Annotated in this window: 28 protein-coding genes; 15 read left to right on the top strand and 13 right to left on the bottom strand. The window is 72.0% G+C overall.

What is annotated here, in order from left to right:
• Positions 1–116: 116 nt before the first annotated feature.
• The 3 genes from ACBJ32_RS38670 to ACBJ32_RS38660 form a co-directional block, all read right to left on the bottom strand.
• Positions 117–1349 carry a hypothetical protein gene (locus ACBJ32_RS38670; protein WP_375130948.1) on the bottom strand — a complete coding sequence of 411 codons (1233 nt, stop codon included), beginning with the start codon at positions 1347–1349 and terminating at the stop codon, positions 117–119.
• 78 nt (positions 1350–1427) lie between these two features.
• Positions 1428–2657 (bottom strand): WGR domain-containing protein, encoded by a 1230-nt coding sequence (locus tag ACBJ32_RS38665; protein WP_375130947.1) that lies wholly within the window; start codon positions 2655–2657, stop codon positions 1428–1430.
• A gap of 68 nt (positions 2658–2725) precedes the next feature.
• Entirely contained in the window at positions 2726–3193 is a 468-nt protein-coding gene (locus ACBJ32_RS38660) for an ATP-binding protein (protein WP_375130946.1), read from the bottom strand.
• Between the two features lie 184 nt (positions 3194–3377).
• Here ACBJ32_RS38660 and ACBJ32_RS38655 point away from each other — a divergent pair, with 184 nt between their 5' ends.
• The gene (locus ACBJ32_RS38655; RefSeq protein WP_357880905.1) at positions 3378–3683 is read left to right on the top strand and encodes a DUF2795 domain-containing protein; all 306 of its coding nucleotides are present in this window, start codon (positions 3378–3380) and stop codon (positions 3681–3683) included.
• A 12-nt stretch (positions 3684–3695) separates the two neighbouring features.
• Here ACBJ32_RS38655 and ACBJ32_RS38650 read toward each other — a convergent pair whose 3' ends face one another.
• Both ACBJ32_RS38650 and ACBJ32_RS38645 read right to left on the bottom strand, forming a co-directional pair.
• The gene (locus ACBJ32_RS38650) at positions 3696–4400 is read right to left on the bottom strand and encodes a DUF2267 domain-containing protein (protein WP_375130945.1); all 705 of its coding nucleotides are present in this window, start codon (positions 4398–4400) and stop codon (positions 3696–3698) included.
• A gap of 20 nt (positions 4401–4420) precedes the next feature.
• A complete protein-coding gene (locus ACBJ32_RS38645) occupies positions 4421–6730 on the bottom strand; it encodes a xanthine dehydrogenase family protein molybdopterin-binding subunit (protein ID WP_375130944.1) in 2310 nt (769 codons plus the stop codon).
• A gap of 74 nt (positions 6731–6804) precedes the next feature.
• On the opposite strand from ACBJ32_RS38645, the gene ACBJ32_RS38640 reads away from it, so the two are divergent.
• The gene (locus ACBJ32_RS38640) at positions 6805–7275 is read left to right on the top strand and encodes an MSMEG_6728 family protein (protein ID WP_375130943.1); all 471 of its coding nucleotides are present in this window, start codon (positions 6805–6807) and stop codon (positions 7273–7275) included.
• Between the two features lie 17 nt (positions 7276–7292).
• On the opposite strand, the gene ACBJ32_RS38635 is transcribed toward ACBJ32_RS38640, so the two are convergent.
• Together ACBJ32_RS38635 and ACBJ32_RS38630 are read right to left on the bottom strand one after the other, a co-directional pair.
• Positions 7293–8753, bottom strand: a complete 1461-nt coding sequence (locus ACBJ32_RS38635; RefSeq protein ID WP_375130942.1) for a multicopper oxidase family protein — start codon at positions 8751–8753, stop codon at positions 7293–7295.
• The gene (locus ACBJ32_RS38630) at positions 8750–9148 is read right to left on the bottom strand and encodes a hypothetical protein (protein WP_375130941.1); all 399 of its coding nucleotides are present in this window, start codon (positions 9146–9148) and stop codon (positions 8750–8752) included. Before ACBJ32_RS38630 ends, ACBJ32_RS38635 begins: the two co-directional genes overlap by 4 nt.
• A 195-nt stretch (positions 9149–9343) precedes the next feature.
• Between ACBJ32_RS38630 and ACBJ32_RS38625 the strand changes: the two genes are divergently transcribed.
• The 6 genes from ACBJ32_RS38625 (at position 9344) to ACBJ32_RS38600 (ending at position 14315) form a co-directional block, all read left to right on the top strand.
• The gene (locus ACBJ32_RS38625) at positions 9344–10498 is read left to right on the top strand and encodes a sensor histidine kinase (protein ID WP_375130940.1); all 1155 of its coding nucleotides are present in this window, start codon (positions 9344–9346) and stop codon (positions 10496–10498) included.
• Positions 10495–11157, top strand: a complete 663-nt coding sequence (locus tag ACBJ32_RS38620) for a response regulator transcription factor (protein WP_357880883.1) — start codon at positions 10495–10497, stop codon at positions 11155–11157. The genes ACBJ32_RS38625 and ACBJ32_RS38620 overlap by 4 nt, the downstream gene beginning before the upstream one ends.
• A gap of 45 nt (positions 11158–11202) precedes the next feature.
• On the top strand, positions 11203–11802 hold the full coding sequence (locus ACBJ32_RS38615) for a sulfite oxidase-like oxidoreductase (RefSeq protein ID WP_375130939.1): 600 nt from the start codon (positions 11203–11205) through the stop codon (positions 11800–11802).
• A 1-nt stretch (position 11803) separates the two neighbouring features.
• The gene (locus ACBJ32_RS38610) at positions 11804–12529 is read left to right on the top strand and encodes a ferredoxin reductase (protein WP_357880877.1); all 726 of its coding nucleotides are present in this window, start codon (positions 11804–11806) and stop codon (positions 12527–12529) included.
• Between the two features lies 1 nt (position 12530).
• Positions 12531–12794 carry a DUF6510 family protein gene (locus tag ACBJ32_RS38605; RefSeq protein ID WP_357880874.1) on the top strand — a complete coding sequence of 88 codons (264 nt, stop codon included), beginning with the start codon at positions 12531–12533 and terminating at the stop codon, positions 12792–12794.
• 114 nt (positions 12795–12908) lie between these two features.
• Entirely contained in the window at positions 12909–14315 is a 1407-nt protein-coding gene (locus ACBJ32_RS38600; RefSeq protein ID WP_375130938.1) for an LCP family protein, read from the top strand.
• An 83-nt stretch (positions 14316–14398) separates the two neighbouring features.
• On the opposite strand, the gene ACBJ32_RS38595 is transcribed toward ACBJ32_RS38600, so the two are convergent.
• Both ACBJ32_RS38595 and ACBJ32_RS38590 read right to left on the bottom strand, forming a co-directional pair.
• Entirely contained in the window at positions 14399–14965 is a 567-nt protein-coding gene (locus ACBJ32_RS38595) for an NADPH-dependent F420 reductase (protein WP_375130937.1), read from the bottom strand.
• A 79-nt stretch (positions 14966–15044) separates the two neighbouring features.
• The gene (locus ACBJ32_RS38590) at positions 15045–15641 is read right to left on the bottom strand and encodes a TetR/AcrR family transcriptional regulator (protein ID WP_375130936.1); all 597 of its coding nucleotides are present in this window, start codon (positions 15639–15641) and stop codon (positions 15045–15047) included.
• A gap of 65 nt (positions 15642–15706) precedes the next feature.
• On the opposite strand from ACBJ32_RS38590, the gene ACBJ32_RS38585 reads away from it, so the two are divergent.
• Positions 15707–16990, top strand: a complete 1284-nt coding sequence (locus ACBJ32_RS38585; protein WP_375130935.1) for a cytochrome P450 — start codon at positions 15707–15709, stop codon at positions 16988–16990.
• On the opposite strand, the gene ACBJ32_RS38580 is transcribed toward ACBJ32_RS38585, so the two are convergent.
• Entirely contained in the window at positions 16953–17123 is a 171-nt protein-coding gene (locus ACBJ32_RS38580; protein ID WP_375130934.1) for a DUF3073 domain-containing protein, read from the bottom strand. The two genes, ACBJ32_RS38585 and ACBJ32_RS38580, sit on opposite strands and share 38 nt — an antisense overlap.
• A gap of 86 nt (positions 17124–17209) precedes the next feature.
• Between ACBJ32_RS38580 and ACBJ32_RS38575 the strand changes: the two genes are divergently transcribed.
• A complete protein-coding gene (locus ACBJ32_RS38575) occupies positions 17210–17542 on the top strand; it encodes a helix-turn-helix transcriptional regulator (protein ID WP_043615149.1) in 333 nt (110 codons plus the stop codon).
• Between the two features lies 1 nt (position 17543).
• Here the strand turns inward: ACBJ32_RS38575 and ACBJ32_RS38570 are convergent, their stop codons facing one another.
• Complete coding sequence (locus ACBJ32_RS38570; protein WP_375130933.1) at positions 17544–17750, bottom strand: hypothetical protein; 207 nt, start codon at positions 17748–17750, stop codon at positions 17544–17546.
• Positions 17751–17807: 57 nt separating this feature from the next.
• Here ACBJ32_RS38570 and ACBJ32_RS38565 point away from each other — a divergent pair, with 57 nt between their 5' ends.
• Together ACBJ32_RS38565 and ACBJ32_RS38560 are read left to right on the top strand one after the other, a co-directional pair.
• The gene (locus ACBJ32_RS38565; RefSeq protein WP_375130932.1) at positions 17808–18320 is read left to right on the top strand and encodes a PadR family transcriptional regulator; all 513 of its coding nucleotides are present in this window, start codon (positions 17808–17810) and stop codon (positions 18318–18320) included.
• A 10-nt stretch (positions 18321–18330) separates the two neighbouring features.
• Complete coding sequence (locus ACBJ32_RS38560; RefSeq protein WP_185111441.1) at positions 18331–19209, top strand: 1,4-dihydroxy-2-naphthoyl-CoA synthase; 879 nt, start codon at positions 18331–18333, stop codon at positions 19207–19209.
• Between the two features lie 4 nt (positions 19210–19213).
• Here ACBJ32_RS38560 and ACBJ32_RS38555 read toward each other — a convergent pair whose 3' ends face one another.
• On the bottom strand, positions 19214–20056 hold the full coding sequence (locus tag ACBJ32_RS38555; protein ID WP_375130931.1) for a hypothetical protein: 843 nt from the start codon (positions 20054–20056) through the stop codon (positions 19214–19216).
• Positions 20057–20169: 113 nt separating this feature from the next.
• On the opposite strand from ACBJ32_RS38555, the gene ACBJ32_RS38550 reads away from it, so the two are divergent.
• Positions 20170–21084 carry an aminoglycoside phosphotransferase family protein gene (locus tag ACBJ32_RS38550; RefSeq protein WP_375130930.1) on the top strand — a complete coding sequence of 305 codons (915 nt, stop codon included), beginning with the start codon at positions 20170–20172 and terminating at the stop codon, positions 21082–21084.
• Here ACBJ32_RS38550 and ACBJ32_RS38545 read toward each other — a convergent pair.
• Positions 21074–21985, bottom strand: a complete 912-nt coding sequence (locus tag ACBJ32_RS38545) for an NADP-dependent oxidoreductase (RefSeq protein ID WP_375131012.1) — start codon at positions 21983–21985, stop codon at positions 21074–21076. The two genes, ACBJ32_RS38550 and ACBJ32_RS38545, sit on opposite strands and share 11 nt — an antisense overlap.
• 146 nt (positions 21986–22131) lie before the next feature.
• Between ACBJ32_RS38545 and ACBJ32_RS38540 the strand changes: the two genes are divergently transcribed.
• Together ACBJ32_RS38540 and ACBJ32_RS38535 are read left to right on the top strand one after the other, a co-directional pair.
• The gene (locus tag ACBJ32_RS38540; protein ID WP_375130929.1) at positions 22132–22683 is read left to right on the top strand and encodes a hypothetical protein; all 552 of its coding nucleotides are present in this window, start codon (positions 22132–22134) and stop codon (positions 22681–22683) included.
• Positions 22683–24776, top strand: coding sequence for a flotillin family protein (locus ACBJ32_RS38535; protein ID WP_357880846.1), 2094 nt, complete (start codon positions 22683–22685; stop codon positions 24774–24776). The genes ACBJ32_RS38540 and ACBJ32_RS38535 overlap by 1 nt, the downstream gene beginning before the upstream one ends.

The following is a 24776-nucleotide window of genomic DNA, read 5'->3' as shown; positions in this document are numbered from 1 at the left end:
CACGATTATCACGCGCGGCGCGGCATGGTGAGCCGTCCCGCGCGGCGCAGCGCGGTGGAGCCTCACGCGCGGCGCAGCGCGGTGGAGCCTCACGCGCGGCGCAGCGCGGTGGAGCCTCACGCGCGGCGCAGCGCGGTGAACCAGTCGAGCACCTCGGGCAGCGACCGGTAGGCCGTCGTCGTGTGATCGACGTCGCCCACGTCCGTCAGCGACGCCTTGACCCGGGTGGCCCGCAGGTCGCGCAGGCAGTACCGGGAGTTGGCGTAGGCCACGTCCTTGTCGCCGCGCCCGGCGAACAGCCGCACCGGCACCCCGGCACGCCAGCCCGCGCAGGTGGTGTCGTTGACCTTCAGCGCCCGCAGGAGCGCCCCCGACGGCTTCGCGACCCGCTCCAGGTAGGCGGCGGTGACCAGATCTTGCGGCGAGCCGGGCAGCTCGGCCGCGATCTGGTCGAAGCTGTGGTCCCCGTCGAACAGCTTCTCCACCGCCGGGTCGCGGAACACCTCCGACGGCGAGTCGTAGAAGTGGTGCAGCCGGTTCATCGAGACCGTCCAGTACGCCAGGTAGAAGGTCGCGCTGTGCGGATCGAGCCGGTCCTCGAGCAGCGCCGGCAGCTCGGCCTCGCGCACGTGGTACGGCCCGGAGATCGGCGCGACCCCCCGCAGCCGGTACGCGGCGTCCCCGCGCAGCGACTTGCCCAGCGCCATCGCCGCGTGCCCGCCCTGGGAGAACCCGGTGACCAGCACGTCCCCGCTCAGCGAGCGTCCCTGCCGCCTGGCCAGCTCCCCCGCGGCCCGCAGCAGGTCGGCGGAGGCGGAGGCCTCGGTCGCCGCGTCCATGTACGGGTGGAAGCCGGGCCCCGTCCCCAGCCCCAGGTAGTCGGGCGCCACCCCGGCGAAGCCCGCGGCGGCGAACATCAGCGGCGCCGCCCGCCCGTCGCCGTCGGCGACCGATCCGGCGTCTGCCCTGGTCGCGAGGGTGCCGTGGGCGTAGCTGACCGTCCACAGCCCCTTCCTCGACCTGGCAGGCAGCGCGACGACGCCGCTCGCGGTGGTGGGCGTCCCGGCCGCGCTGATCGTGCGGTAGACGACGGCGTACAGGTCGGCGCCCTGCGGCCGGGCCGGCACGGGGAACCTGGCCCCGGTGAGGTAGGCCGCGACCTGCTCGGCCGACATGCGCGCCAGCAGCTCGGCGGAGACGATCGAGCCCCTGTCGTCGATCGTCACGGCCTGGCTGACGGGCGCGGGTGCGGTGGCGGTGGCGGCCAGCGCCGCGGGGGCGGTCGCGGTGGCCAGGACGAGCCCGGCGCAGGCCAGGGCGAGCAGCCGGTTCCTCATGGGCGTTCTCATGTCACAGAACGCTACGAACACCGGCGATCCGCTCCCAGCCTGCGCTCCGCCGAACCGGCGGTAGTGCCTGCCCCACCGTCAGAGGGGTAGTACGGCCCCCGCCCGCTTGACGGTCCTGATGATGGGCGCGGTCTCGATGTGCCGGATCGCGGGCAGCGCGCGCCGCCGGCCGCGGCGGCGTTCCTCGCCTTCCTGGTGACCGAGTCGCGTGGCGCGAACCCCATGCTGGACCTGCGGCTGCTCGCCGAGCGGTCGTTCGGCGGGGTCACGGCGGGGGCCGGTCTGATCATGCCGGCCGCGTTCGCCTGCCTGGCCTTCACCTCGCTCCGGCTCCAGCAGGACCTGCGGCTCGGCCCGGTGATGGCGGGGCTGGCGCTGTCGCCGATGGCCGCCACGTCCCTGGTGGCCTCCGTGGCGGTCTCCCGGCTGTTCCCCGGGCTGTCGCCGCGGGTCGCGATCGGTGGCGGGCTGCTGCTGATCGGCGCCGGCGCGCTGCTGCAGGACACGCTCGGCGAGCACTCGGCGTCGCGGGACCGCGCCCGCGTTGAGGTGCGCCAGGCGAGGCGTCAGAGGAGCCGCCGGATCTCCCCGTAGGCGCGGTAGAACCCGCCGCGCCCGGCCCGCGTCGCACCTGACCATCCAGGCCGAGTCGCCACCGCTGTTGCGCGCCCACTGGAACTCGTCCTCGTAGTCGATCGCGGTGACCCTGCCCGCCCGGTCGGAGACGCCGAGCACGCCGTCGTGGATGTCGAGCCAGTAGATGTCCACGTCGGCCGCGATCTCGTAGGCGGACCTGGGGACCTTGCCGCTCAGGTCGTACACGCGGCCGTCGTCGCACCCGGCGTAGATCCAGAAGTCGTCGGCCACGATGCACTTCACGCCGTCGGGCAGCCGGAAGCGGCCGGTCACGGTGCCGGAGTGGCTGACGGTGTAGACGTCGCCGCGCTGGTTGCCGACCCAGCAGCGCTCGCCGTCCACGAAGATGCCGAACGCCGACGCCCCGCTGTTGAAGCGCCACAGCACCGGCGCCTGCTGGGCGGTCGAGCGGGTGCTGGTGATGGTCCTGCGGGTGATGGCCCGGCGCCGGCGCACGCCGCGCACGGCGGGCGCGTAACCCTTGCGGCTCTTCTCCGCGACCTTCTTGGCCGCCGCGGCCCGGGCCTTGGCCTCCGTGGGGAACGAGGTGACCTTGGTCTGTCCCGACTCGCCGATCCGCCCGTACGTGATCGTGACCTGCGTGCCCGCCACGACCACCTCGTAGAACTTGTGCGATCCGCCGCCGTCCTCAGACAGCTCCACATAGGTCATGTCCGCGTTTCTCCAGAATTGAGGCCGTGATCAATTGCTGGGGAGCGCAGAGGACAGCGGCGACAGAGTCAGACGCCTGCCCGGATCGGCACCACGTTGCCGGCGGCGCCGGAGCGCGGGATCGCGAACCAGGTGGCCTTGCCGACCAGGCCGGGCTGCGTGACGTAACGCTGGGGGTGGCAGCCGTAGAAGCCGTCGGAGAGCCTGGCCACGATGCGCAGCCCGCGCCCGTGCTCGGCCGCCAGGTCGTGGGGCGCCGGGGCGGGCAGGACGGGGCTGCCGTCCACGACCACGACCATGATGTCCTTCTCGTCCACATGGAGAACGAGTTCGTAGGGGCCGTCGCCGTACATGAAGGCATTGGTGATCAATTCGCTCGCCATGAGAACGGCGTCGTCAACGAGATCGGAGGAAAGGGAGAGTCGCGACAATTCCGTGCGAACAACGGCACGAGCCTGACCGACGGTCCGCGCGTCCTCGTGCAGCGGCCACGCGAACTGCTTCCGGCTCCTGCGGGTCGATCGCAGCCTGGTCATGTCGTCTCCCTCCTGTGGTGAGGGGCAGCGAATGCGCCTTTCGCTCAGCAAGAGGACCTGCCTATGGGTTGACGTACAACGCTGTCGAAACGTGTACGTACGAGAGCCCCGCTCGGGTCGAATTTTCGGTGAAATATCGCACATTCTTTTAGGGCGGTGTCCGTAACCCGGGTAGTGGGGCAGCATGAAACTGCACGACACGCGCCCGGTCCGCGAGGCCCTCAACTCCCTCGACTTCCCGGCCGACAAGGAGAGCATCGTGGCGCACGCCCACGCGCACGGCGCCGGCGAGGACACCGAGCGCGCCCTGCGGTCGCTGCCGCTCGGCGAGTACGCCAGCATGGCCGAGGTGCTGCGGTCGGTGCCCGTCGATCCCGCGCCCGACCGGACCGAGGACGAGCGCATGCAGCAGCACCGCAGGCGGGGCAGGAAGGCGGGGCTGGCCGAGAGCATGCGCCCGTCCAGCCCCAAGCCGATCGACCAGGAGTGACCTTCGGGCCGGTCAGGGGCGGCCGATGCCGGCGCCGATCTCCTCGATCAGCTCGTCCACCCGCCTGGCCAGCTCCACGTCCAGCGACGTCACGGCGCCCACCGAGACCGTCCGCACCAGCAGGGCGAGCCCCTCGGCGGTGTCGTGGAGCTGCGGCTGGCGGCCATATGTGATCTTGAGCCGGTCGAGCGCCCTGCGCACCGCGTGCAGGTTCTCCTGCGGCAGCGAGATGGTCCGGCGCAGCCCCGACCGGTCACCGCTCCACCGCGGCAGCGTGCGCAGCGCCGCGCCGATCTCGGCGTCCGTCAGCGGGGCGCTGTGGCCCCTGGGGCCGGTGATGCCGCCGCCGCTGCCCGGCGCCTCGAACAGGCCGCGCACCTGCTCGGGGATGTGCAGCCGGGCCACCAGTGCCGGATCCTGCTCGGCCACCGCCGCCAGCACGGCCTGCGCCCTGATCCTGGCCTGCTCGGGAGGCCGGCGGCCGAGCAGGGCCGCCTGGCGGACGAAGCCCTCCTCGCTGCCGTCGTTGCCCGGGTGGTCCATCGGGAAGTCGTCGGTCAGCTCGGGCGGCAGGGCGTCGATCAGCTCGCGCCGGCCCGCCTCGTCGAGCGTGCGCGCCAGCGTGGTGAGCGTGGCCTCCGCCGCCGCCCTGGCCGGCCCCGCGGCCAGGCCCGTCATGCGGCCGATGGCGCGGAGCAGCTCCCGGTATTCCACCATGGTGTCCCCCGATCCCCCGTTCAGCCTCCTCGTTCCCAGGCCGCAGGGCGCGACACCTGCAGCAGGGACCACACGGCGGCCGGGGTGAGAGGCACGTCGGTGATCCGGTCCGCGATCTCCGGCAGGGCGGCGGCAACCGCGTTGGCGATCGCCGCGGGCGGGCCGATCGTGCCCGACTCGCCGACGCCCTTCATGCCGCCCGGCGTGACCGGCGAGGGCGTCTCCAGCATCACGACCTCGATGTCCGGCACCTCCCGCGTGGTCGGCGGCAGGTAGTCGGTGATCGGCTGCCCGTCGTCGGTGTAGACGATCTCCTCGGTCAGCGCCTGGCCGATCCCCTGCGCCACGCCGCCCATGAGCTGGCCCTCGACCACGGCCGGGTTGACCAGCACGCCGGAGTCGTTGACCAGCCAGTAGCCCTCCAGCTCGACCGCCCCGGTCTCCGGGTCCACGGCCACGGCCGCCGCGTGCGCCCCGTACGCGAAGGTGTAGCCGGCCGGGTCGTAGCTGTCGCGCTCCTCCAGGCCGGGCGTGACCCCCTCGGGCAGGTCCCAGCCGCGCCACGCCGACGTGGCCAGCTCGCGCAGCGGCACCGACGCGTGCGGGTCGCCCTTCACCCGCACCGCGCCGTCGGCCAGCTCCAGGTCCCCTGGCGCCGCCTCCAGCCGGTGCGCGGCGATGGCCAGCAGCTTGTCACGCAGCTTGCCGGCGGCCCGCGTGAGCGCCCCGCCGCCGATCGTCAGCGATCGGCTCGCGATCGACCCGATCGACGAGTACGGGGTCGTCGCCGTGTCCCCCAGCACCACCCGGACCCGCTCGATCGGCACCCCGATCCGGTCGGCCGCGAGCTGGGCCAGCGCCGTCTCGATGCCCTGCCCGATCGAGACCACCCCCGCCGACACCACCACGGACCCGTCCTGCTCCATCCGCAGCACCACCGTCTCGTAGCCGCCCGCCTCCGCCCCCATGGCCTTGAGGTCCATCGACGGGCCCAGCCCGGTGGTCTCGACGTGGCAGGAGTAGCCCACACCGCGCCTGCGGCCGTCGTCCGCGCGGCCGACCGGCCGCACGAGATCCCGCACCGTGCGCAGGGCGCGCGGGTAGTCGCCCGAGTCGTAGGTCTGGCCCACCGCCGTCGTGAACGGCAGCTCCTCCGGCCGCAGCATGTTGCGCAGCCGCAGCTCGATCCGGTCGACGCCGAGCCGGCGCGCCGCCTCGTCGATCAGCCGCTCCCTGGTCAGGGTGGCCTCGGGCTGGCCGAAGCCCCGGTAGGAGCCGAACGGCGTCGTCGTGGTCACCACGCCGCGCACCCGCACCGCGAACCGGTCGAACCGGTACGGCCCCGGCAGCAGCGTGGCCGTGACCGCGAACGTCGAGCCCCCGGTGTTCCCCGGGTGGGCGCCGAGGTCGCCGACGACGTCCACGTACATGGCCACGAACCGCCCGTCGCCGTCCAGCGCCAGCCGCGCCCGGTGCACGGCCTGCCGCGCCGACAGCGTGGCCGACAGCCGGTCGCCCGGCGCCTCCGTCCAGCTCACCGGGCGGCCCGTGCGCATCGCGGCCAGGCAGACGAGCGTCTCGTCGGGGTAGACGTGCTCCTTGGCGCCGAACCCGCCGCCCGTGTCGCGGCTGATCACGCGCACCCGGTCGTGGGACAGCCCGAACGAGTCCGCCAGGTGCTCGCGCACGTGGTGCGGCGCCTGCGAGGAAATGTGCACGGTCAGCTCGTCGTCGGCGTACGAGGCCACCACGCCGCGCGGCTCCAGCGGGTACGGCGAGACCCTGCCCATCCTGAACACCATCTCGACCACGTGCTCGGCCCCCTCGACGGCGGCCAGGCAGTCCTCGTCGCCCATCCCGAAGTCCGTGATCACGTTGGTGCCCAGCTCCGGGTAGAGCGGCCGGGCGTCCATGGCCCGCTCGGCGCCGACCGTGGCGGGCAGCTCGTCGAGGTCCAGGTCGAGGAGGTCGGCGGCGTCCCTGGCGGCCTCCGGCGTACGGGCGACGATGAGGGCGAGTGGCTGGCCCGCGTACCTGATGGCCTCGTCCAGCACCCGGTAGGAGGTGATGCGCTGGCCCGGCAGCACGTTCACGCAGGGCAGGCGGAGGCCGGCCGCTTCGGCCGGGGTGATGACGTCGACGACTCCCTCGACGGCCCAGACCGCCTTGGTGTCGCAGCCGAGCAGCCGGCCGTGGGCGATGGGGCTGCGTACGACGTGGGCGTGCAGCGTGCCGGGCAGGCGCACGTTCCCCACATACCTGCTCTTGCCGGTCAGCAGCCTGGTGTCTTCCCTGCGCGGCGTCCGTGCGCCGACATACGGGTCTCCCATGCCCTGATTGTGAGCGTCGGGTGGCGGGCGGTCTATACGATCCGGCGAGAAGGAGCACGTCAGCGGGGGTAAAGATGCAAACGTTCCTGCCATATCCCGACTTCACGGCGACGGCGGCGGTCCTCGACCCGCTGCGGCTGGGCAAGCAGCGCGTCGAGACCCTCCAGGTGCTGCGCGCCCTCACCGTCCCCGGGTACGGCTGGCGCCACCACCCCGCGGTCAAGATGTGGGCCGGGTACGAGGAGGCGCTCGTCCGCTACGGGTTGGAGATGTGCCGCCACTGGTGCTCCCTGGGCCGCGCCGACACCTGCGCCGACACGATGAGCACCGAGCTGGCCCAGCTCCGCGGCACTCCGGAGATCCGCGCGCAGCCCGAGCTGGCGGCGGCCGGCGAGCTGCCGCCGTGGCTCGGCGACGAGCGCCTGCACCTCAGCCACCGCTCGGCCCTGCTGCGCAAGGACCCGGGCTTCTACCGGCCCATCTTCGGGGACGAACCGGACGACCTCGACTACGTCTGGCCTCGCTCGGACCGCCTGCCCGGCTGAGCGCGCGTGAGGCCGGATCAGACGACCTCGAAGGCGGCCATCATCGCCATGTCCTCGTGTTCGAGGTTGTGGCAGTGCAGCACGTACCGCCCCCGGTAGTCGGTGAAGCGGGTGACGATCTCGACGGTCTGGGCGTCGCGCAGCTCGACGGTGTCCTTCCACTCCGGCGGCCCCTGCGGGCGTTCGCCGTTGACCGACAGCACCTGGAACTGGTCGAGATGCACATGCACCGGATGCGCGACGTCGCTGGTCAGCCGCCAGACCTCGATGTCGCCCAGCTTGGGCCTGGCCTCCATGCGCCTGGCGTCGAACGGCCGGCCGTTGATCAGCCACCCCGTCCCCCCGTGCATGCTCCCGCTGCTGAACTCGAAGTCCCGCGTCACCGCCGCCCTGGCGGGATCGAGCGCCTCCACGGTCGACAGGCGGGCCGGCACGGCGGAGTCGTCGCTCTCGTCCCGCTCCACCGCGAAGCGCATCACCCGCGCCTGCGCCCCCTCCCCCGCCAGGTTCCGCAGCTCGACGTGCTGCCCCACCCGGTACGCCGAGAAGTCCACGACGACGTCGGCCCGCTCCCCCGGCGCCAGCCGGATCTGCCTCACCGTCCTGGGCGCCGCCAGCAGCCCGCCGTCGCTCCCGATCTGCACCATCGGCCCCCCGGTGGACAGCTCGTACGCCCGCGCGTTCGAGGCGTTGCACAGCCGCAGCCGGTACCGCGCCCTGGCCACCCGCAGCTCCGGCCACGGCGCCCCGTTCACCAGGATCACGTCACCGAGCACGCCCCCCATGTACGCCTCCCGCACCCCGGGCTTCCCCTCCAGCGCCGGGTACAGCAGGTGGCCGTCGGCCGCGAACGACCGGTCGCAGATCAGCAGCGGCAGGTCACGCTCCCCGGACGGCAGCGGCAGCGCCTCCTCCTCCGCGTCCCCGACCAGGAACATCCCCGCCAGTCCGCGCCAGACCTGCGGCCCGGTGTAGTCCATGCGATGGTCGTGGTACCAGAGGGTGGCGGCCCGCTGCTCCAGCGGGAACACGTACTCGCGCGAGGCGCCGGGCGCCACCAGGTCCGTCGGGTAACCGTCGGACTCGGGCGGCGTGTGCCCGCCGTGCAGGTGCAGGACGGTCGGCTCGCCGAGCTGGTTGACCAGCTTGACGACCGTGCGCCGGCCGCTGCGCGCCTTGATCGTGGGGCCGGGGAACGTGCCGCCGTACCCCCAGATGGGGGTGCGCAGCCCGGGCAGCAGCTCGGCCTCCGCCGCCCGCTCGGTCAGCTCGTAGAAGTCCACCTCGCCCGCGCTGCGGACCGGCCGGGCGACCTCGGGGACCGGCAGCGGCACCGCGTACGGCTTGGGCAGCGGGGCCGCGCTGGCCAGGAGCTGCGGCTGCGGGGTGCCGGCGAGCAGCGAGCACCCCTGCGCCCCGGCGGCCGCGACGGCCCCGAGCCCGAGCAGCCGCAGCACCTCCCGCCGGGTCGGGCTCATGCCCGTCCCGGCCGCGCCATGACGCGGATGAGCTGGGCCACGCCGCCGCCGAACAGCAACACCCCGAGCGGCAGGTGAACGGTCTTCACATGCATCGCGCCGAGCGCCGCCGCCACGATCGTGAACACGAACAGCCCCGCCGCCGGCCCGATGAACCTCGCGCTGCCACCGCCCGGCCAGCGGACGAGGATCGCGGCGACCAGGTGGAGCAGCCCGATGACGGCCAGGGCCATGCCCGAGGCCGCGTGCAGCGCCCGCCCGCCGGGCGAGGACAGCAGCATGCCCGCCGTCACCGCCTGGAACAGCAGCGCGACCACGTGCAGCACGGCCACGGCCTTGAGTGTCTGGACGGTCCAGGTCGCCGGGCGGGCGGCCATGGTGGGGGAAGCGGTCATGATCGGCTCCTGGGACGGGTTCTCTCCATGGCCGCCATCGTGGTCTCACGGACCGCCGCCGGTCGTCGTGCAGCGGGCGAATCCTGCCGCTACGACACGGGACGCAGGAACGGCGGGCGTACTACGCCGGGAGTAGTAGCGAGTTCCGCCCCGGCGCCGACGACCGGCGCCCGGATCACGCCCTAATCTGCAGGAATGAGCTCTGCGCGCGGATGGCGCTCCTTCGCCCTCGACGGCGCCCTCGCCGCCGTGGTGGCCGCCATGCTCTCGCTCACCGTGCTCGCGACCCCCGGCGCGGGAGTCCTGGATCTGGCCGCGGTCCTCATCGCCGCCGCCTCGCTGCTGGCCTGGCGCCGGGCGCCCCTGGTGTCGCTGGCGATCAGCACGGTCTGCATGCTGGTGTTCTCGGCGCACGCCCAGCCGGGACCGCCCGCCGCGTTCCCCGTGCTGGTGTCGGTGTACGGCGCGGTCAGGGCCGGGCATCGCCTGTTCCCGGTGCTGGCCGGGGTGGTGTTCCTGGGCTCCAGCCTGGCGGGCAGCCTGGCCGGCGCGACCGGCGCCGCCCAGGAGCAGCAGGTCTTCCAGAACACGACGCTGCTGCTCGGCTGGTTCCTGGCCGCCGGGGTGGCGGGGACGGTGAGCATGCACCGGCAGGCGTACGTGGAGCAGGCCGAGCAGCGTGCCGCCGAGGCCGAGCGCACCCGCGAGGAGGTCGCCCGCCGCCGGGCCGGCGAGGAGCGGCTGCGCATCGCCAGGGAGCTGCACGACTCGCTCACCCACAGCATCTCGGTCATCAAGGTGCAGGCCGGGGTGGCGGTGCACCTGGCGCGCAAGCGCGGCGAGGAGGTGCCGGCGGCGCTGCTCGCCATCCAGGAGGCCAGCGGCGACGCCATGCGGGAGCTGCGCACCACGCTGGAGCTGCTGCGCGACGCGGACGGCGAGCCCGGCGAGCAGGACGGCCCGAGCGGCCTGGCCCGGCTCGGCGACCTGGTGGAGCGGGCCCGCTCGGCGGGGCTGCCCGCCACGGTGACCGTCTCGGGCGAGCGCAGGGAGCTGCCCGCCGAGGTGGACCGGGCCGCGTACCGGATCGTGCAGGAGGCGCTGACCAACGTCTCCAGGCACGCCGGCGCCGCCGCCGCGGCCGTACGCGTCGACTACGGCGGGGCGGAGCTGGTCGTGCAGGTGGACGACGACGGCAAGGCCACCAGGGACGCCCCGCCCGTGCCCGGCGTGGGCCTGCTCGGCATGCGCGAGCGCGTCACCGCGCTCGGCGGCCGCCTGCTCGCCGAGCCCCGTGCCGAAGGCGGCTTCACCGTACGTGCCGAGCTCCCCCTGGGAGAACCCTCATGATCCGAGTCCTGCTGGTGGACGACCAGGCGCTCATCCGCGGCGGCTTCCGCGCGCTGCTGGAGGCCGAGGACGACATCGAGGTGGTGGCCGAGGCCGCGAACGGCGAGCAGGCCGTCGCGCTCGCCCTCGAACACCTCCCCGACGTGGCCCTCGTCGACGTGCAGATGCCCGTGATGGACGGCATCGAGGCGACCCGCCGCATCGCCGCCGACGAGCGGCTGAGCGGCGTGCACGTGGTGATCCTGACCAACTACGGCCTCGACGAGTACGTCTTCAACGCCCTCAGGGCGGGCGCCGGCGGCTTCCTGGTCAAGGACACCGAGCCCGCGGACCTGCTGCAGGGCGTCAGGGTGGCGGCCAGGGGCGACGCGCTGCTGTCGCCCGCGATCACCCGGCGCCTGATCGGCGAGTACGTGGCCCGCCGCCCCGAGCCCGAGCCCGCCGGGCTGGACGTGCTCACCAACCGGGAGCGCGAGGTGACCGCCCTGGTGGCCCGCGGCCTGTCGAACGACGAGATCGCCGCGCACATGGTGATCAGCCCGATGACCGCCAAGACGCACGTCAGCAGGGCGATGACGAAGCTGCGCGCCCGCGACCGCGCCCAGCTCGTGGTCTTCGCCTACGAGTCGGGCCTGGTCGTCCCGCGGGCGGGTCGTTGACCGTGACGAAACGGGCCCGTGGTGAAATGGCCTCAGGAGGGGGCCATGAGCATCATTTCCCGCGGTTTCCGCGGAAAGCGCAGAGACGACGGCGACCGCGTTCCGCCGGGCCAGTACCTGGTCGACGACTTCCCCGTGCTGTCGGCGGGCCCGACGCCGCGGGTGCCGCTCGACCGGTGGGAGTTCGCCATCGACACCGAGGCGGAGCAGACCCACCGCTGGTCGTGGGAGGAGTTCATGGCGCTGCCCAGCGAGACTCCCACGGCCGACATCCACTGCGTCACCAAGTGGTCGAAGCTGGACACCACGTGGGAGGGCGTCTCGCTCGACGTGCTCTTCGAGGACGTGGAGACCGCCGCCGAGTACGCGCTGGTCCACTCCTACGGCGGCTACACCACCAACCTGCCGCTGGAGGACCTGCTCGACGGCAAGGCGTGGGTCGTGCACCGCTTCGACGGTGAGGAGCTGGAGCCGCGCCACGGCGGCCCGGCCCGGCTGATCGTGCCGCACCTGTACTTCTGGAAGTCGGCCAAGTGGGTGCGCGGCATCCGGCTGCTGAACGAGGACTGGCCCGGCTTCTGGGAGACCGCCGGCTACCACAACTACGGCGACCCGTGGCGCGAGCAGCGCTACGAGGGCGACTAGGGTGCGCCGCCTGACGTGGCGGCCGGCCGAGCTGGTGGACGGCTCCGCCGAGACCGCGACCGCCCGCACGCTGCGGTTCCGGGTGCCCGGCTGGCCGGGGCACCTGGCGGGCCAGCACGTGGACGTGCGGCTGACGGCCGAGGACGGCTACACGGCGCAGCGCAGCTACTCGATGGCCTCGCCGGCCGACGGCGACCTGGTCGAGCTGACCGTGGAGAGGGTGCGCGACGGCGAGGTGTCGCCGTACCTGACGGAGGAGCTGCGGGTCGGCGACCAGGTCGAGCTCCGCGGCCCGGTGGGCGGCTGGTTCGTGTGGCGGACCGAGAGCAAGGCGCCGGTGCTGCTGGTGGGCGGCGGCTCGGGGATCGTGCCGCTGATGGCCATGATCAGGGCGCGCAGGCAGGCGGGCAGCCGCGTGCCGTTCCGACTGCTGTACTCCCTGCGCGACCCGGAGCGCCGCTACTACGCCGAGGAGCTGCGCCGGCCCGAGCCGGGGCTGGACATCACCTACCTCTACACGAGGTCGGCGCCCGAGGGCGTCTCCCGGCCCGCGGGCCGCATCATGCTGGACGACCTGGCCGAGGGCGGCTGGCCTGCCACGTTCGAGCCCGACTGCTACGTGTGCGGGCCGACGGAGTTCGTGGAGGCCGCCGCCGACCTGCTGCTCGCGCTCGGGCACGCGCCCGAGCGCATCAGAACCGAACGTTTCGGTCCCACCGGAGGCTGACATGACCGAGCACCTGGACGGCAACGCCCTGGCGGGCCCGCTGGGCGAGATCTTCGCCGTGGACGTGACCTCCGCGGTCGGCCGCTGCGCGAGCTGCGGCCTGACCGGCCCGGTGGCCTCGCTGCGCGTGTACGGGCCCGACCCGGGCCTGGTCGCCCGCTGCCCCGGCTGCGAGGAGGTCGTGCTCCGCCTGGTCCGCGGCCCCGGCACGGCCTGGCTCGACCTGCGCGGCACGGTGTCGCTGCGGGTGAACCTGCCCGAGTGAGGGCGCAACTCCCTGTCTGACTGAGTACACTCAGGCACGATCAACGGCCGAGATCTGTACGGCGAGGCTCTTGGCCATGGGCGGTGGCCCGCGGCCCCGTCCTGTGGGAGTCACGTGAGCAGCGGGCTTGTCGACGCGCCGCCCTCCGAGCCCGGCACGCCGCCGCCGCGGCGGCGACGCCGCTGGCTGCGCTGGGTGATCGCGGTCACGGTGACCGTCGTCCTCCTCGTCACCGGCGTGGCCGTCGGCGTGTACGCGCGCCTGACCGGCAACATCGAGCACGAGGACGTCACCGCCGAGGACCTCGGCGCCACCCGCCCGCCCAAGGTGGCCGGCACCGCCATGAACGTCCTGATCGTCGGCTCCGACCAGCGCAACGGCAAGAACGCCAAGTACGGCAGGGTCGCGGGCGAGCGCACCGACACGATCATGCTGGCCCACCTGTCGTCCAAGCGCGACAACGCGATGGTGATCAGCTTCCCGCGCGACTCGGTCGTCCAGCTCCCCGCCTGCCGCGCCACCAAGGGCCTGCCCGGCCAGCAGGCGCACGTCGGCATGATCAACGAGTCGTTCAACTCCGGCGGCATCGCCTGCACCTGGAAGACGATCGAGGCGCTCACCGGCATCCACATCGACCACTTCGTGAAGGTGGACTTCACCGGCTTCAAGGGCATCGTGAACGCCATCGGCGGTGTCGAGGTCTGCCTGCCCGAGGCGATCAACGACAAGAAGGCCCTGCTGCACCTGCCCGCCGGCAAGCAGACGCTCAACGGCGAGCAGGCGCTCGGCTACGTGCGTGCCCGCTACAGCCTCGGCGACGGCTCCGACATCGGGCGCATCCAGCGGCAGCAGATGTTCATCGCCTCGATGGTGAAGAAGGTGATGAGCGGCGAGACGCTCACCGACCCGGCCAAGCTCCTGGGCACCCTCGACGCCGCCACCCAGGCGATCACCACCGACCGGGGCCTGACCACCGGCGTCATGAGGGATCTCGCGGGCAGCCTGCAGGGCCTGGACATCAGCAAGATCCGCTTCATCACCACCCCGTGGCACTACTCCCTCACCCAGCCGGGCCGGGTGGAGTGGGTGCCGGACCAGTCCAAGCGGCTGTTCCAGATCGTGGCCAAGGACCAGAGCGTGGACGGCGTCAAGGGCGGCCAGGCCAAGGTGGGCCGCTCGAAGATCCAGATCGAGCTGCGCAACGGCACCTGGCGCGGCGGCCTGGCCACGGAGGTCGCGGCCTTCCTCGAACAGCGCGGCTACCACATCGCCAAGATCGGCGACTCGGCGAAGAAACCGCAGGCGAAGACCACGATCCTCTACGGCCCGAACGGCGAGACCCGGGTGCCCACGCTCCGCAACGACCTCCAGGGATCCGCCACGCGGGCCGTGCCGGGCGCCAGGACGAACCGGCTGATCCTGGTGATCGGGAACGACTGGAAGGGCCTCAAGCCGCTGCGCACGGACGACACGGAGGCGATGAAGGGCTTCGACGCCACCCACGACACCTGCGCCACCTGATCACAGCGCCTCTGACAGGCCACGCCGTCCCGGGCGGCCCGGTCACAGCGCTCCGGCAGGCCGCGCACTCCCGCGCGGCCCGATCACAGCGCCTCTGACAGGCCGCCCCCGTCGATGGCGGTGAACCCGGCGTCCTCGATGAGCGGGACCACGGCCTTCTTGGCCTCGTCGTCGTCGCCCCAGTAGGGCATGTCGGCCCGCGCCCCGCCGCGCTGGCCCGCGATGCCGAGTTCGAGCAGCTCGTTGGGGTACTTCGTGTTGAACGTGCGCACCAGGCGTACCCGGTCGCCCAGCACGTGCTGCTGGTACTGAGGGCTGGTCAGCCCGCCGGGGACGGCCACCACCACGGCCGCGCCGTCGCGCTCGCTGATCGGGTTGCTCGGATCCACGACGATCTTGCCGGCGAGCGTGCCGTCCAGCTCCGCCACCACCGCGGGGAACGCCTCCCACCCGACCGCCATGATCACGACCTCGCCGAACCGCGCCGCCTGGCCGGGCTCCCCGCCCCGCGCCTGGCCGTCGGCGGCGCGGGCCGCGGCGGCCGCGCGGGCGGGGTCGGCGTCGCTGAAGAACACGTCATGGCCCGCCACCGCGAGCAGTCGGCCGAGCGGCGAACCCAGCCTTCCGGAACCCACGATTCCTACGCGCATGTCTTGATCTCCTCGTTCCCGGGGGATGTGCCCACAGCGGCGGGCGACATGCCTGCGTTCGCAGACCTTTGCCAGTTGATCAGGCGATGAGGGCGCCCAGGGTGGCGATGGCGTCGACGACCTGGCGGGCGTCGGGGGTGGCCTCGGGGTCGAGCAGCCACTGCAGCATCAGCCCGTCGGAGATCGCCACCACGACCGACACCAGCACCTCGGGCGCCATCGGCAGCTCGACCCCCAGCTCGCCGCTCGCCCGCCGCAACATGTCGGCCCCCGCCACCCGCGTCCTGGCGTACGCCTCGGCGAGCCTCTCCCGCAGCACGGGCGCGCGCAGCGCCGCCGGATAGCCCTCGACGCACAGGATGAGCACGGGCCGCAACTCGTCGAAGACGTCCACCAGCTCCGCCATGGCCCGCTGTAGCATCTCCCGCGGGGAGTCGAGCTCGGCGCCGAACAGCGCGCGCTCCACCCGCTCCGTCCACTGGTCGAAGATGGCCGCGATGGCCTCGTTGAGGAGCGCGTCCTTGCCGCCGAAGTGATAGCCGATGGAGGCCAGGTTGGTGCCCGAGGCGGCGACCAGGTCTCGTGCGGTCGTGTGGGCGTAGCCCTTCTCCTGCAGGCAGCTCACCGCTCCCGCCAGCAGCCGTTCGCGGTATCCACCGGCGTCTGTTCTTGCCACAGGAATCATGCTACAGATGTATACGAGCGTCTATGACGTACGTACATCTACATGGAGGACCGACGATGATCCCACCCGGCCCGAAGATGCCCGCGCTGGCGCAGACGGCATGGTTCATGGCCGACGCGCCGCGCGCGTTCGAGAGCTATCACCGCAAGTACGGGCCGATCTTCACGGTCCGCTATGCCGGCTTCCCGCCCGAGGTCTACGTGACGACGGCCGAGCTGGCCGAGCAGGTCTACCGCACCGACCAGAGCGGCGACGGCCGGGCCGGGGAGGCGCGGCGCGACTTCCTGGAGCACATGGTGGGCGCGCACTCGGTGCTCACGCTCGACGGCGAGCCGTGGTGGCGCCACCGCAAGGCGCTCAACCCGCCGCTACGCGCCAAGCAGGTCGCCGGCTACCACGACGACATCGCGGCGATCGCGGCCGAGAAGATCGCGACCTGGCCGCTGGGCCGGCCGTTCGGGCTGCGCGACCGCGTGCAGGAGATCACGCTGGAGATCATCATCCGGCTGATTTTCGGGATCACGGACGCCGGGCGTGTCCGCCGGCTGCACACGCTGCTGCCCGAGCTGATCGAGACCGGCGGATCCATGCAGGTGACGCTGCTGCCCGAGCGGCTGCGCGAGCTCGCGGGGCGGGCGCCGTTCCTGCCCTACAGCCGGTTCCTGCGGCTGCGTGCCGAGGTGGACGCCATCCTGTTCGACGAGATCCGCCGGCGACGCACCGCCCCCGGCGGGGACGACGTGCTCGGCCGGCTGCTGGAGACGGAGCTGGGCGACCAGGAGCTGCGCGACGAGCTGATCACCATGCTCATCGCCGGCCACGAGACGACCGCGACCGGCCTGGCCTGGGCCTTCGAGCGGCTCCTGCGCATGCCCGAGGTGCTGCGCCGGCTGCCGGACGACGAGCCCTACCTGGACGCGGTGGTCAAGGAGGTGCTGCGGGTCCGGCCCGTCGTGTATGAGGCGCCGAGGCTGCTCGACGCCCCCCTGCGGCTGGGCGGGTACGAGATCCCGGCCGGCTGGTACGCCGGGCCGTACATCCCGCTCGTGCACCGTGACCCCGCCGCCTTCCCCGCGCCCGGGGAGTTCCGTCCCGAGCGCTTCCTGGACGGGCACCAGGGCAAGGCCTGGATGCCGTTCGGCGGCGGGCGGCGCTTCTGCGTCGGAGCGCAACTGGCGCTCCTGGAGATGCGCGTCATCATCCGCGAGGTGCTGCACCGCCTGGAGCTCACGGCGCCCGATCAGGCGCCGGAGGCCAGGCGGCTGAAGAACGTGACGCTCGCCCCCGCGAAGCTGACCCGCGTCATCGCCCGCGCTCGGACTCCTGCTCGGACGGCGTAGGCAGGTACATCTCCTCGCGTCGCTCGTCTGCGCCCAGCTCCTCGCGGAGCCGGTCGTAGTCGATGTTGTGGTTGGCGTACTTCAGCTGGCGAGCGACCTTCGTCTGCTTCGCCTTGGCTCTTCCTCGGCCCATGGCAACTCCCTAGTCCCCGCTGTCATGCTATCCGACAACATAGCGACTTGAAGAATTATGCAACTGCACTGGATTACCCTGACAATATGCACGTGGAGGTCTACCAGGCCAAGGCCGACTTCTTCCGAACGCTCGGCCACCCCGCTCGCATCCGAGTGTTGGAGCTACTCCAGGAAGGGCCACTACCCGTCAGGGACCTACTGGCCCAGATCGACATCGAGGCCTCGAGCCTCTCCCAGCAGCTCGCCGTCCTGCGCAGGGCGGGGATCGTCAGTGCGATCCGCGAAGGCAGCACCGTGGTCTACACGCTAGCCACGCCCGAACTGGCCGACCTGCTGGGCGCCGCCCGGCGCATCCTCACCGACATGTTGGCCGATCAGGGGGAGCTGCTCGCGGAGCTGCGGGCCGAGGTGACATAAATCACACCATGAGGATCCAGCGCCAGCGGGTCAGTGCCCGCCGAGTCCGCCTCGGACACCAGGCGGTGAACGCGGCGGGAAGGCTGGACGAGAGTGCCGCGGCGGCGGCGAGGTAGGGGATGACGTCCCCGCGCCACTCGTCGCCGGTGGCGACGAACGCGTGGACGATCCAGGGCAGAAAACCGAGCAGGTGGCATCTCAACGACATTCCTGAATTGACATGTCGAAACAAGAACCTCCTGTCGAGATATGTCAACATAGGAACATGAGCCTTCGACACGCCGTGCTGGGACTGCTCTCCGAGGGGCCCGCGAGCGGATACGACCTGATGAAGACGTTCGACGTCTCGCTCGCCAACGTCTGGCCGGCCACGCAGAGCCAGCTCTACTCCGAGCTCGGCAAGCTGGCCGAGGCGGGGCTCGTGGACGTGGTCGCCGAAGGGCCGCGGGGCCGCAAGGAGTACGCGATCACCGAGGAGGGCCTGGCCGAGCTGCGGCGCTGGGTCGCCGAGGTGGAGCCGACCAAGGTGATGCGCAGCGACATGCTGCTGCGGGTCTTCTTCCTCGCCCAGGTCTCGCCCGAGCAGGCCCGCGACTACCTGCGCCGGCAGGCCGGCGAGGCGGCCAGGGACCTGGAGCACATGGAGGGCATCCGCGAGTTCGTCGAGAGCGGCGCCGACAACCTCTCCGTGTACGGCCGCCTGGCACTCGACTACGGCATGCGCCTGGCCAAGGCCCAGAAGGAGTGGGCCGAATGGGCCGAAGGGCGCATCCACTAGGCTGCCGACCATGGTCTCCGAGCTGTTCGATCCCAAGGCGTGGCAGCCGGTCGAGGGATTCGACTTCACCGACATCACCTACCACCGGGCGGTCGACCAGGGCACCGTACGCGTCGCCTTCAACCGTCCGGAGGTCCGCAACGCCTTCCGCCCGCAGACGGTGGACGAGCTCTACCGCGCGCTCGACCACGCCCGGCAGACCACCGACGTCGGCTGCGTGCTGCTGACCGGCAACGGGCCCTCGCCCAAGGACGGCGGCTGGGCGTTCTGCTCGGGCGGCGACCAGCGCATCAGGGGCAAGGACGGCTACCAGTACGCCGACGGCACGCCCGCCACCGGGCGGCTGCACATCCTGGAGGTGCAGCGGCTCATCCGGTTCATGCCCAAGGTGGTGATCTGCGTGGTCCCGGGGTGGGCCGCGGGCGGCGGGCACAGCCTGCACGTGGTGGCCGACCTCACGATCGCCAGCGCCGAGCACGCCCGGTTCAAGCAGACCGACGCCGACGTGGCCAGCTTCGACGGCGGGTTCGGGTCGGCGTACCTGGCGCGGCAGGTCGGGCAGAAGTTCGCCCGCGAGATCTTCTTCCTCGGCGACACCTACACGGCGGCCGACGCGCACCGGATGGGCATGGTCAACGCCGTGGTGCCGCACGAGGAGCTGGAGAGCACGGCGCTGGAGTGGGCGCGCAAGGTCAACGGCAAGTCGCCGACGGCGCAGCGGATGCTCAAGTTCGCCTTCAACGCCGTCGACGACGGGCTGGTGGGGCAGCAGGTGTTCGCCGGCGAGGCCACGCGGCTGGCGTACATGACGGAGGAGGCCGCCGAGGGGCGCGACTCGTTCCTGGAGAAGCGCGAGCCCGACTGGTCGCCGTTCCCCTGGCACTACTAGGACGTCAGCCGCAGGCCTGGCCGATGGGCCCCGCGACGGTGCGGTGGCGCAGGTAACGGTCGATGGCGTGCGGGGTGTCCTGGTTCTCGACCTCGACCTGGCTCAGCGGCGTCCCCCACGCGCGCTCCAGCGGATGGCCGAGCGCCACGATGTCGTTCACGTCGTACGTGGTCAGCCACCGCACGCCCGGATGCCGGGTCCCCCTGGCCAGCAGGTTGCGCTGGATCGTGGGCAGCCCGAGCGGCGAGCCGGCCGTCACCCAGAACACGACCCGCCTGCGGACCGGCTCCTCCACGAGCAGGTCCCTGGCCACCACCGTCCCCAGGCTGTGCGAGACGAGCACGATGTCGCCGGAGGCGGGCAGCAGGCGGCGCACCTCGTCCAGCACCGGCTTGCGGCCGTGGCTGAGGTAGACGGCGACGTCCTGCAGGAAGACCTTGATGATCTCCTTGTCCACGCTGGTGTTCCTGGAGACCCAGGTGAGCAGGCGCCGGGCCAGCGTCCAGGACAGCAGGTCGGAGATGCCGAGCATCTCCTGCGACACTCCGGCGCTCGCGGCCAGGTCGGCGAGCAGCAGGCGCTCCAGCTCTCCGACGTCCTCCGGCAGGAAGGGGTGGAACGGCATCTCCTCGTCGCCGCCGGCGGGCAGCGGCAGGGCGGCTGCCTCCTTGGCGGCCTGGGCGGTGACCCGGTGCAGGACGTTGCCGTAGTACGGCAGCACGCACGGCACAGTGAGCCTGGGCACGCCCAGCCCCGCGGCCAGCGCGGAGCACCACTCCCCCTGCAGCGCCCGCGGGTCCTTGCCTTCCTGACCCCGCCCGTGGATGAACACGATCGTCGCCACCATGGCCGCCCTCCCTGCATCGGGGGCCGTCAGCGTAGGCACGGCCCCCGTCGCGCCGCCTCAGGGTTCGCATAAGGGGAAGCCCTAGACCTGCGGCCCTTGGCACACTGGGGGTCATGAGGATCAAGGTGCCGGAGGCGCTGACCGCGTCACACCTGAAGTACCCGCAGGACGCCGGGCCGGGCTGGAACGCCGCGCTGCCCGCCCTGGCCGAGCGCTATCTGGACGAGTGGGACCTGCGGCTGGACGGCGAGCCGAGCCACGGGATCGTCGCGCTGGTGCTGCCCGTGGTGCGCGCCGACGGCACCCCCGCCGCGCTCAAGCTGCAGCCCGTGACCAGCGAGACCGTGGACGAGGCGCTGGCCCTGCGTACCTGGGCGGGCGACGGCTCGGTGCTGCTGCTCGACGCCGACCCCGACACCGGCACCATGCTGCTCGAACGGCTGGAACCCGGCCGGTCCCTGGCCGACGTGCCCGACGTCATGGAGTCCCTGGACCTGCTGGCGGGCCTGCTGCGCCGCCTGTCGTCCCACCCGGCCCCCGCGGGCGTGCGCCACCTCGGCGACCTGGCGCAGGGCATGCTGGACCGCGTGGACGGTGCCGTCGCCAAGGTCTACGGCGAGCGCGACCGCTACTGGCTGCGCTGGTGCGCGGGAGCGGTCGCCGAGCTCGTCTCCGAGCCCGGCGACCGGCTGCTGCACTGGGACCTGCACTACGAGAACGTGCTGGCGGGCGAGCGTGAGCCGTGGCTGGCCATCGACCCCAAGCCGCTGGCGGGCGACCCGGGGTTCGAGCTGCTGCCCGCGCTGTGGAACCGGTGGGACGAGCTGGTCACGGACGGCGACGTGCCGCGCGCGGTGCTGCGGCGCTTCGACTTCATGGTGGACGCCCTCGGCCTCGACCCGCGGCGCGCTGCGGGCTGGACGCTCGGCCGGGTCCTGCAGAACTTCCTGTGGGACGTGGAGGACGGCGACCGCATGCTCTACGAGGTCCTGATCCGGGTCGCGGAGGCCGTACGCGCTAGATGGTGATGACGATCTTGCCCTGGCCGTGGCCGGTCTCGATCTCCCGGTGCGCGTCAGCGGCCTCCTCCAGCCGGTACGTCCTGCGCACCGGGAACGTGAAGGCGCCCTCGGCGTACAGGGCCGCGTAACGCCCGAGCCGCTCGGCCGAGCGGTCCCCCTGGACCAGCCGGACGCCGAGCTCGGCGGCCCTGCCGTGCTCGACCAGCGTGACGATGCGGGAACGGTCGCTCACCAGCTCCATCGAGACCTCCAGCGCGTGCCCGCCGGCCCCGTCCAGCGCCGCGTCGACGCCGCCCGGGGCGAGCGCGCGCACCCGGTCGGCCAGGCCCTCGCCGTACACGACGGGGATGGCGCCCAGGTCGCGCAGGTAGTCGTGGTTCGCCTCGCGGGCGGTGCCGATCACGGTGGCCCCGCGCCTCCTGGCGATCTGCACGGCCGCCGTGCCCACCGAGCCGGCCGCGCCGTGCACGAGCAACGTCTCGCCCTCGGCCAGGCCCACCCCGTCGATGGCCAGCTCGGCCGTCTGCACGCCCGAGGTCAGCCCGCCGGCCACCTCCCACGGCACGCCCGCGGGCTTGGCCGTCACGTTGGCCGCTGGTACCACGACGTACTCGGCGTAGCTGAACAGCGCCGTGAACCCGAGCACCTCCGCCCCCACGGCCACCCCGGTCACGTCCTCGCCCACCTGGTCCACCACGCCCGCGAACTCGTTGCCTGGGATGCGCGGGAAGGCGACCTCCCCCAGGTACGGCGGCAGCCACCCCGCCCGCACGGCCGCGTCGAACGGTTGCACCCCGGCCGCCCGCACGCGTACCCGCACCTGTCCCGGGCCCGCCTGGGGCGCGGGCAACTCCATCACCTTCAGCACCTCGGGGCCACCGGGTTCGGCGAACGCCGCCGCTCTCATCAGTTCTGTCATGCGGGCCAGCCTGCTGCCTCAACCACACTTGAGGTCAAGACACCAACCGGTTCGGGAACTTTCTGCTTTAGGTGTGCTTTATCTGTATATAGTCCGACAGGACATCACAGGGGGACTTGTAGCACCGAGGCGGGATGACCGACTTCTTACACATCGCACTGAGCTTTCCGACTGTCATTTTCACTTTCCTTCTCGTGGTGGTCGCCGTCTATTGGCTGACCGTCATCACCGGCCTCTTCGAGGCGGATGACGACGCCACGTGGCTGGGCCTCGGGGGAGTCCCAGCGGGGGTCACGCTCTCACTGCTCATCGCGCTGGCCTGGCTGCTCTGCCTGATCGGCAGCGTGCCGGCGCCGGCCGGCGCGCTCATCGCCGTGCCCTTCGCCGCGGTGGCCCTGGCCTGGCTGGCCGTGCGCGGCCTGCTGACGCCGCTACGCAGGCTGTTCCCCGAGGGGGACACGCGCTCGCGTGGCGACTTCGTCGGCCAGATGTGCGTGATCCGCACCGGCACGGCCACACCGGACTTCGGCCAGGCCGAGGTCACCGCCGCCGACGGCTCCTCCGCGGTCGTGCAGGTCCGCACGACCGGCCAGGACCGCCTCGCCCGCGGCGACAACGCACTCATCTTCGAATACGACAAAGACGGCGAATTCTTCTGGGTCATGCCGTACGAAAGCGAGCACTGATGGACGTCATCTCCACTGGCTTCGGGATTTTCCTGGCCGTCATCCTCGTCATCGTGATCGGTCTCCTCTTCGTCATCGGCCGCCTTTTCCGCAAGGTCGAGCAGGGCAAGGCGCTGATCGTCTCGAAAGTCAACAAGGTCGACGTGACGTTCACCGGCGCCGTGGTGCTGCCCGTGGTCCACAAGGCCGAGATCATGGACATCTCGGTCAAGACCATCGAGATCGAGCGGACCGGCCGCGAGGGGCTCATCTGCCGGGACAACATCAGGGCCGACATCAAGATCACGTTCTTCGTCCGCGTGAACAAGACCGCCGAGGACGTCATCAAGGTCGCCCAGGCCATCGGCACCGCCCGCGCCAGCGACGAGGGAACGCTCCAGGAACTGTTCAACGCCAAGTTCTCCGAGGCGCTCAAGACCGCCGGCAAGCAGCTCGACTTCGTCGACCTCTACACCAAGCGCGACGAGTTCCGTGACGAGATCGTCCGGCTGATCGGCACCGACCTGAACGGCTACAGCCTCGAGGACGCCGCGATCGACTACCTGGAGCAGACCGCGCTGCACCAGCTCGACAAGAGCAACATCCTCGACGCGCAGGGCATCCGCAAGATCACCGAGCTGACGGCCATCGAGCACGTGCGCACGAACGAGTTCCAGCGCAGCGAGGAGAAGGAGATCACCCGCCAGAACGTGGACGCCCGCGAGGCCATCCTGGAGCTGGAGCGCCGCCAGGCCGACGCCGAGCTCAAGCAGCGCCGCGAGATCGAGACCGTCAAGGCGCGCGAGGAGGCCGAGATCGCCCGCGTGCAGGCCGAGGAGCGGCTGCGCGCCCAGGCCGCGCACATGAAGACCGACGAGCAGCTCGGCGTGCAGAACGAGAACCGGGCCCGCGAGATCGCCGTCGCCGAGAAGAACCGCGAGCGCGTGATCGCCATCGAGTCCGAGCGCATCGAGAAGGACCGGCTGCTGGAGGTCATCGCCCGCGAGCGGGAGACCGAGCTGTCGCGCATCGCCAAGGACAAGGAGGTCGAGACCGAGAAGCGGTCGATCGCCGAGGTCATCCGCGAGCGCATCGCGGTCGACAAGACCGTGGCCGAGCAGGAGGAGTCGATCAAGCGGCTGCGGGTGGTCGAGGAGGCCGAGCGCACCCGCCAGCAGGTGATCATCGCCGCCGAGGCCGAGGCCCAGGAGAACCTGGTCAAGGACATCAAGGCCGCCGAGGCCGCCGAGGCCGCCTCCAAGTTCAGGGCGCGCGAGGAGCTCGTGCTCGCCGAGGCGCGCCAGCAGGCGGCCGAGCTGGAGGCCAGGGCCAAGATGCGGCTGGCCGAGGGCGTCCAGGCCGAGACCGCCGCCTCCGGCCTGGCGCAGGTACAGGTCAGGGAGCGCGACGCCGAGGCCATCGAGAAGGTGGGCCGCGCCGAGGCGCTGGTGCTGAAGGAGAAGCTGGCCGCCGAGGCCGACGGGGCCAGGGCCATGGCGCTGGTCGAGGGCGACCGGCTCAAGGCGCAGGCCGCGGGCGAGCAGGCGATGGCCCTGGCCGGCGCCGCCGCCGTGGGCGAGAAGCTCAAGGCCGAGGCCGAGGGCCTGACCCAGAAGGCCGCCGCGATGGCCGCGCTGGACGAGGCCAGCAGGGCGCACGAGGAGTACCGCCTGCGCCTGGAGGCCGACAAGGAGATCAGGCTCAAGCACATCGACGTCAGCCGGCAGGTCGCCGAGTCGCAGGCCAGCGTGCTGGCGGCCGGGCTGGCCAAGGCCAACATCGACATCGTCGGCGGCGACACGATGTTCTTCGACAAGGTGGTCGGCTCGATCACCGCGGGCAAGGTCGTGGACGGCTTCGTGGACCACTCGCGGGTCGCCGGGGCGATCGTCTCGCCGTACGTCAACGGCAGCGCCAGCCTGGCGGCCGACCTCGCGAGCGTGGTCGGCGGCGTCAGCACCGAGGACCTGAAGAACCTGACCGTGTCCGCGCTGCTCATGCGGCTCATCCAGGACGGCGGCCCGCAGTCGACGGCGCTCGGTGAGCTGCTGGAGACGGCCCGCAGGCTCGGCGTGGCCGACTCGCCGGTGGCGGCGCTGGCCGGCGCCAGGTGA

It is taken from the genome of Nonomuraea sp. GTA35 (assembly GCF_041950525.1).
GTDB lineage: Bacteria > Actinomycetota > Actinomycetes > Streptosporangiales > Streptosporangiaceae > Nonomuraea.
This window is presented reverse-complemented; position numbering and strand designations above follow the sequence as displayed.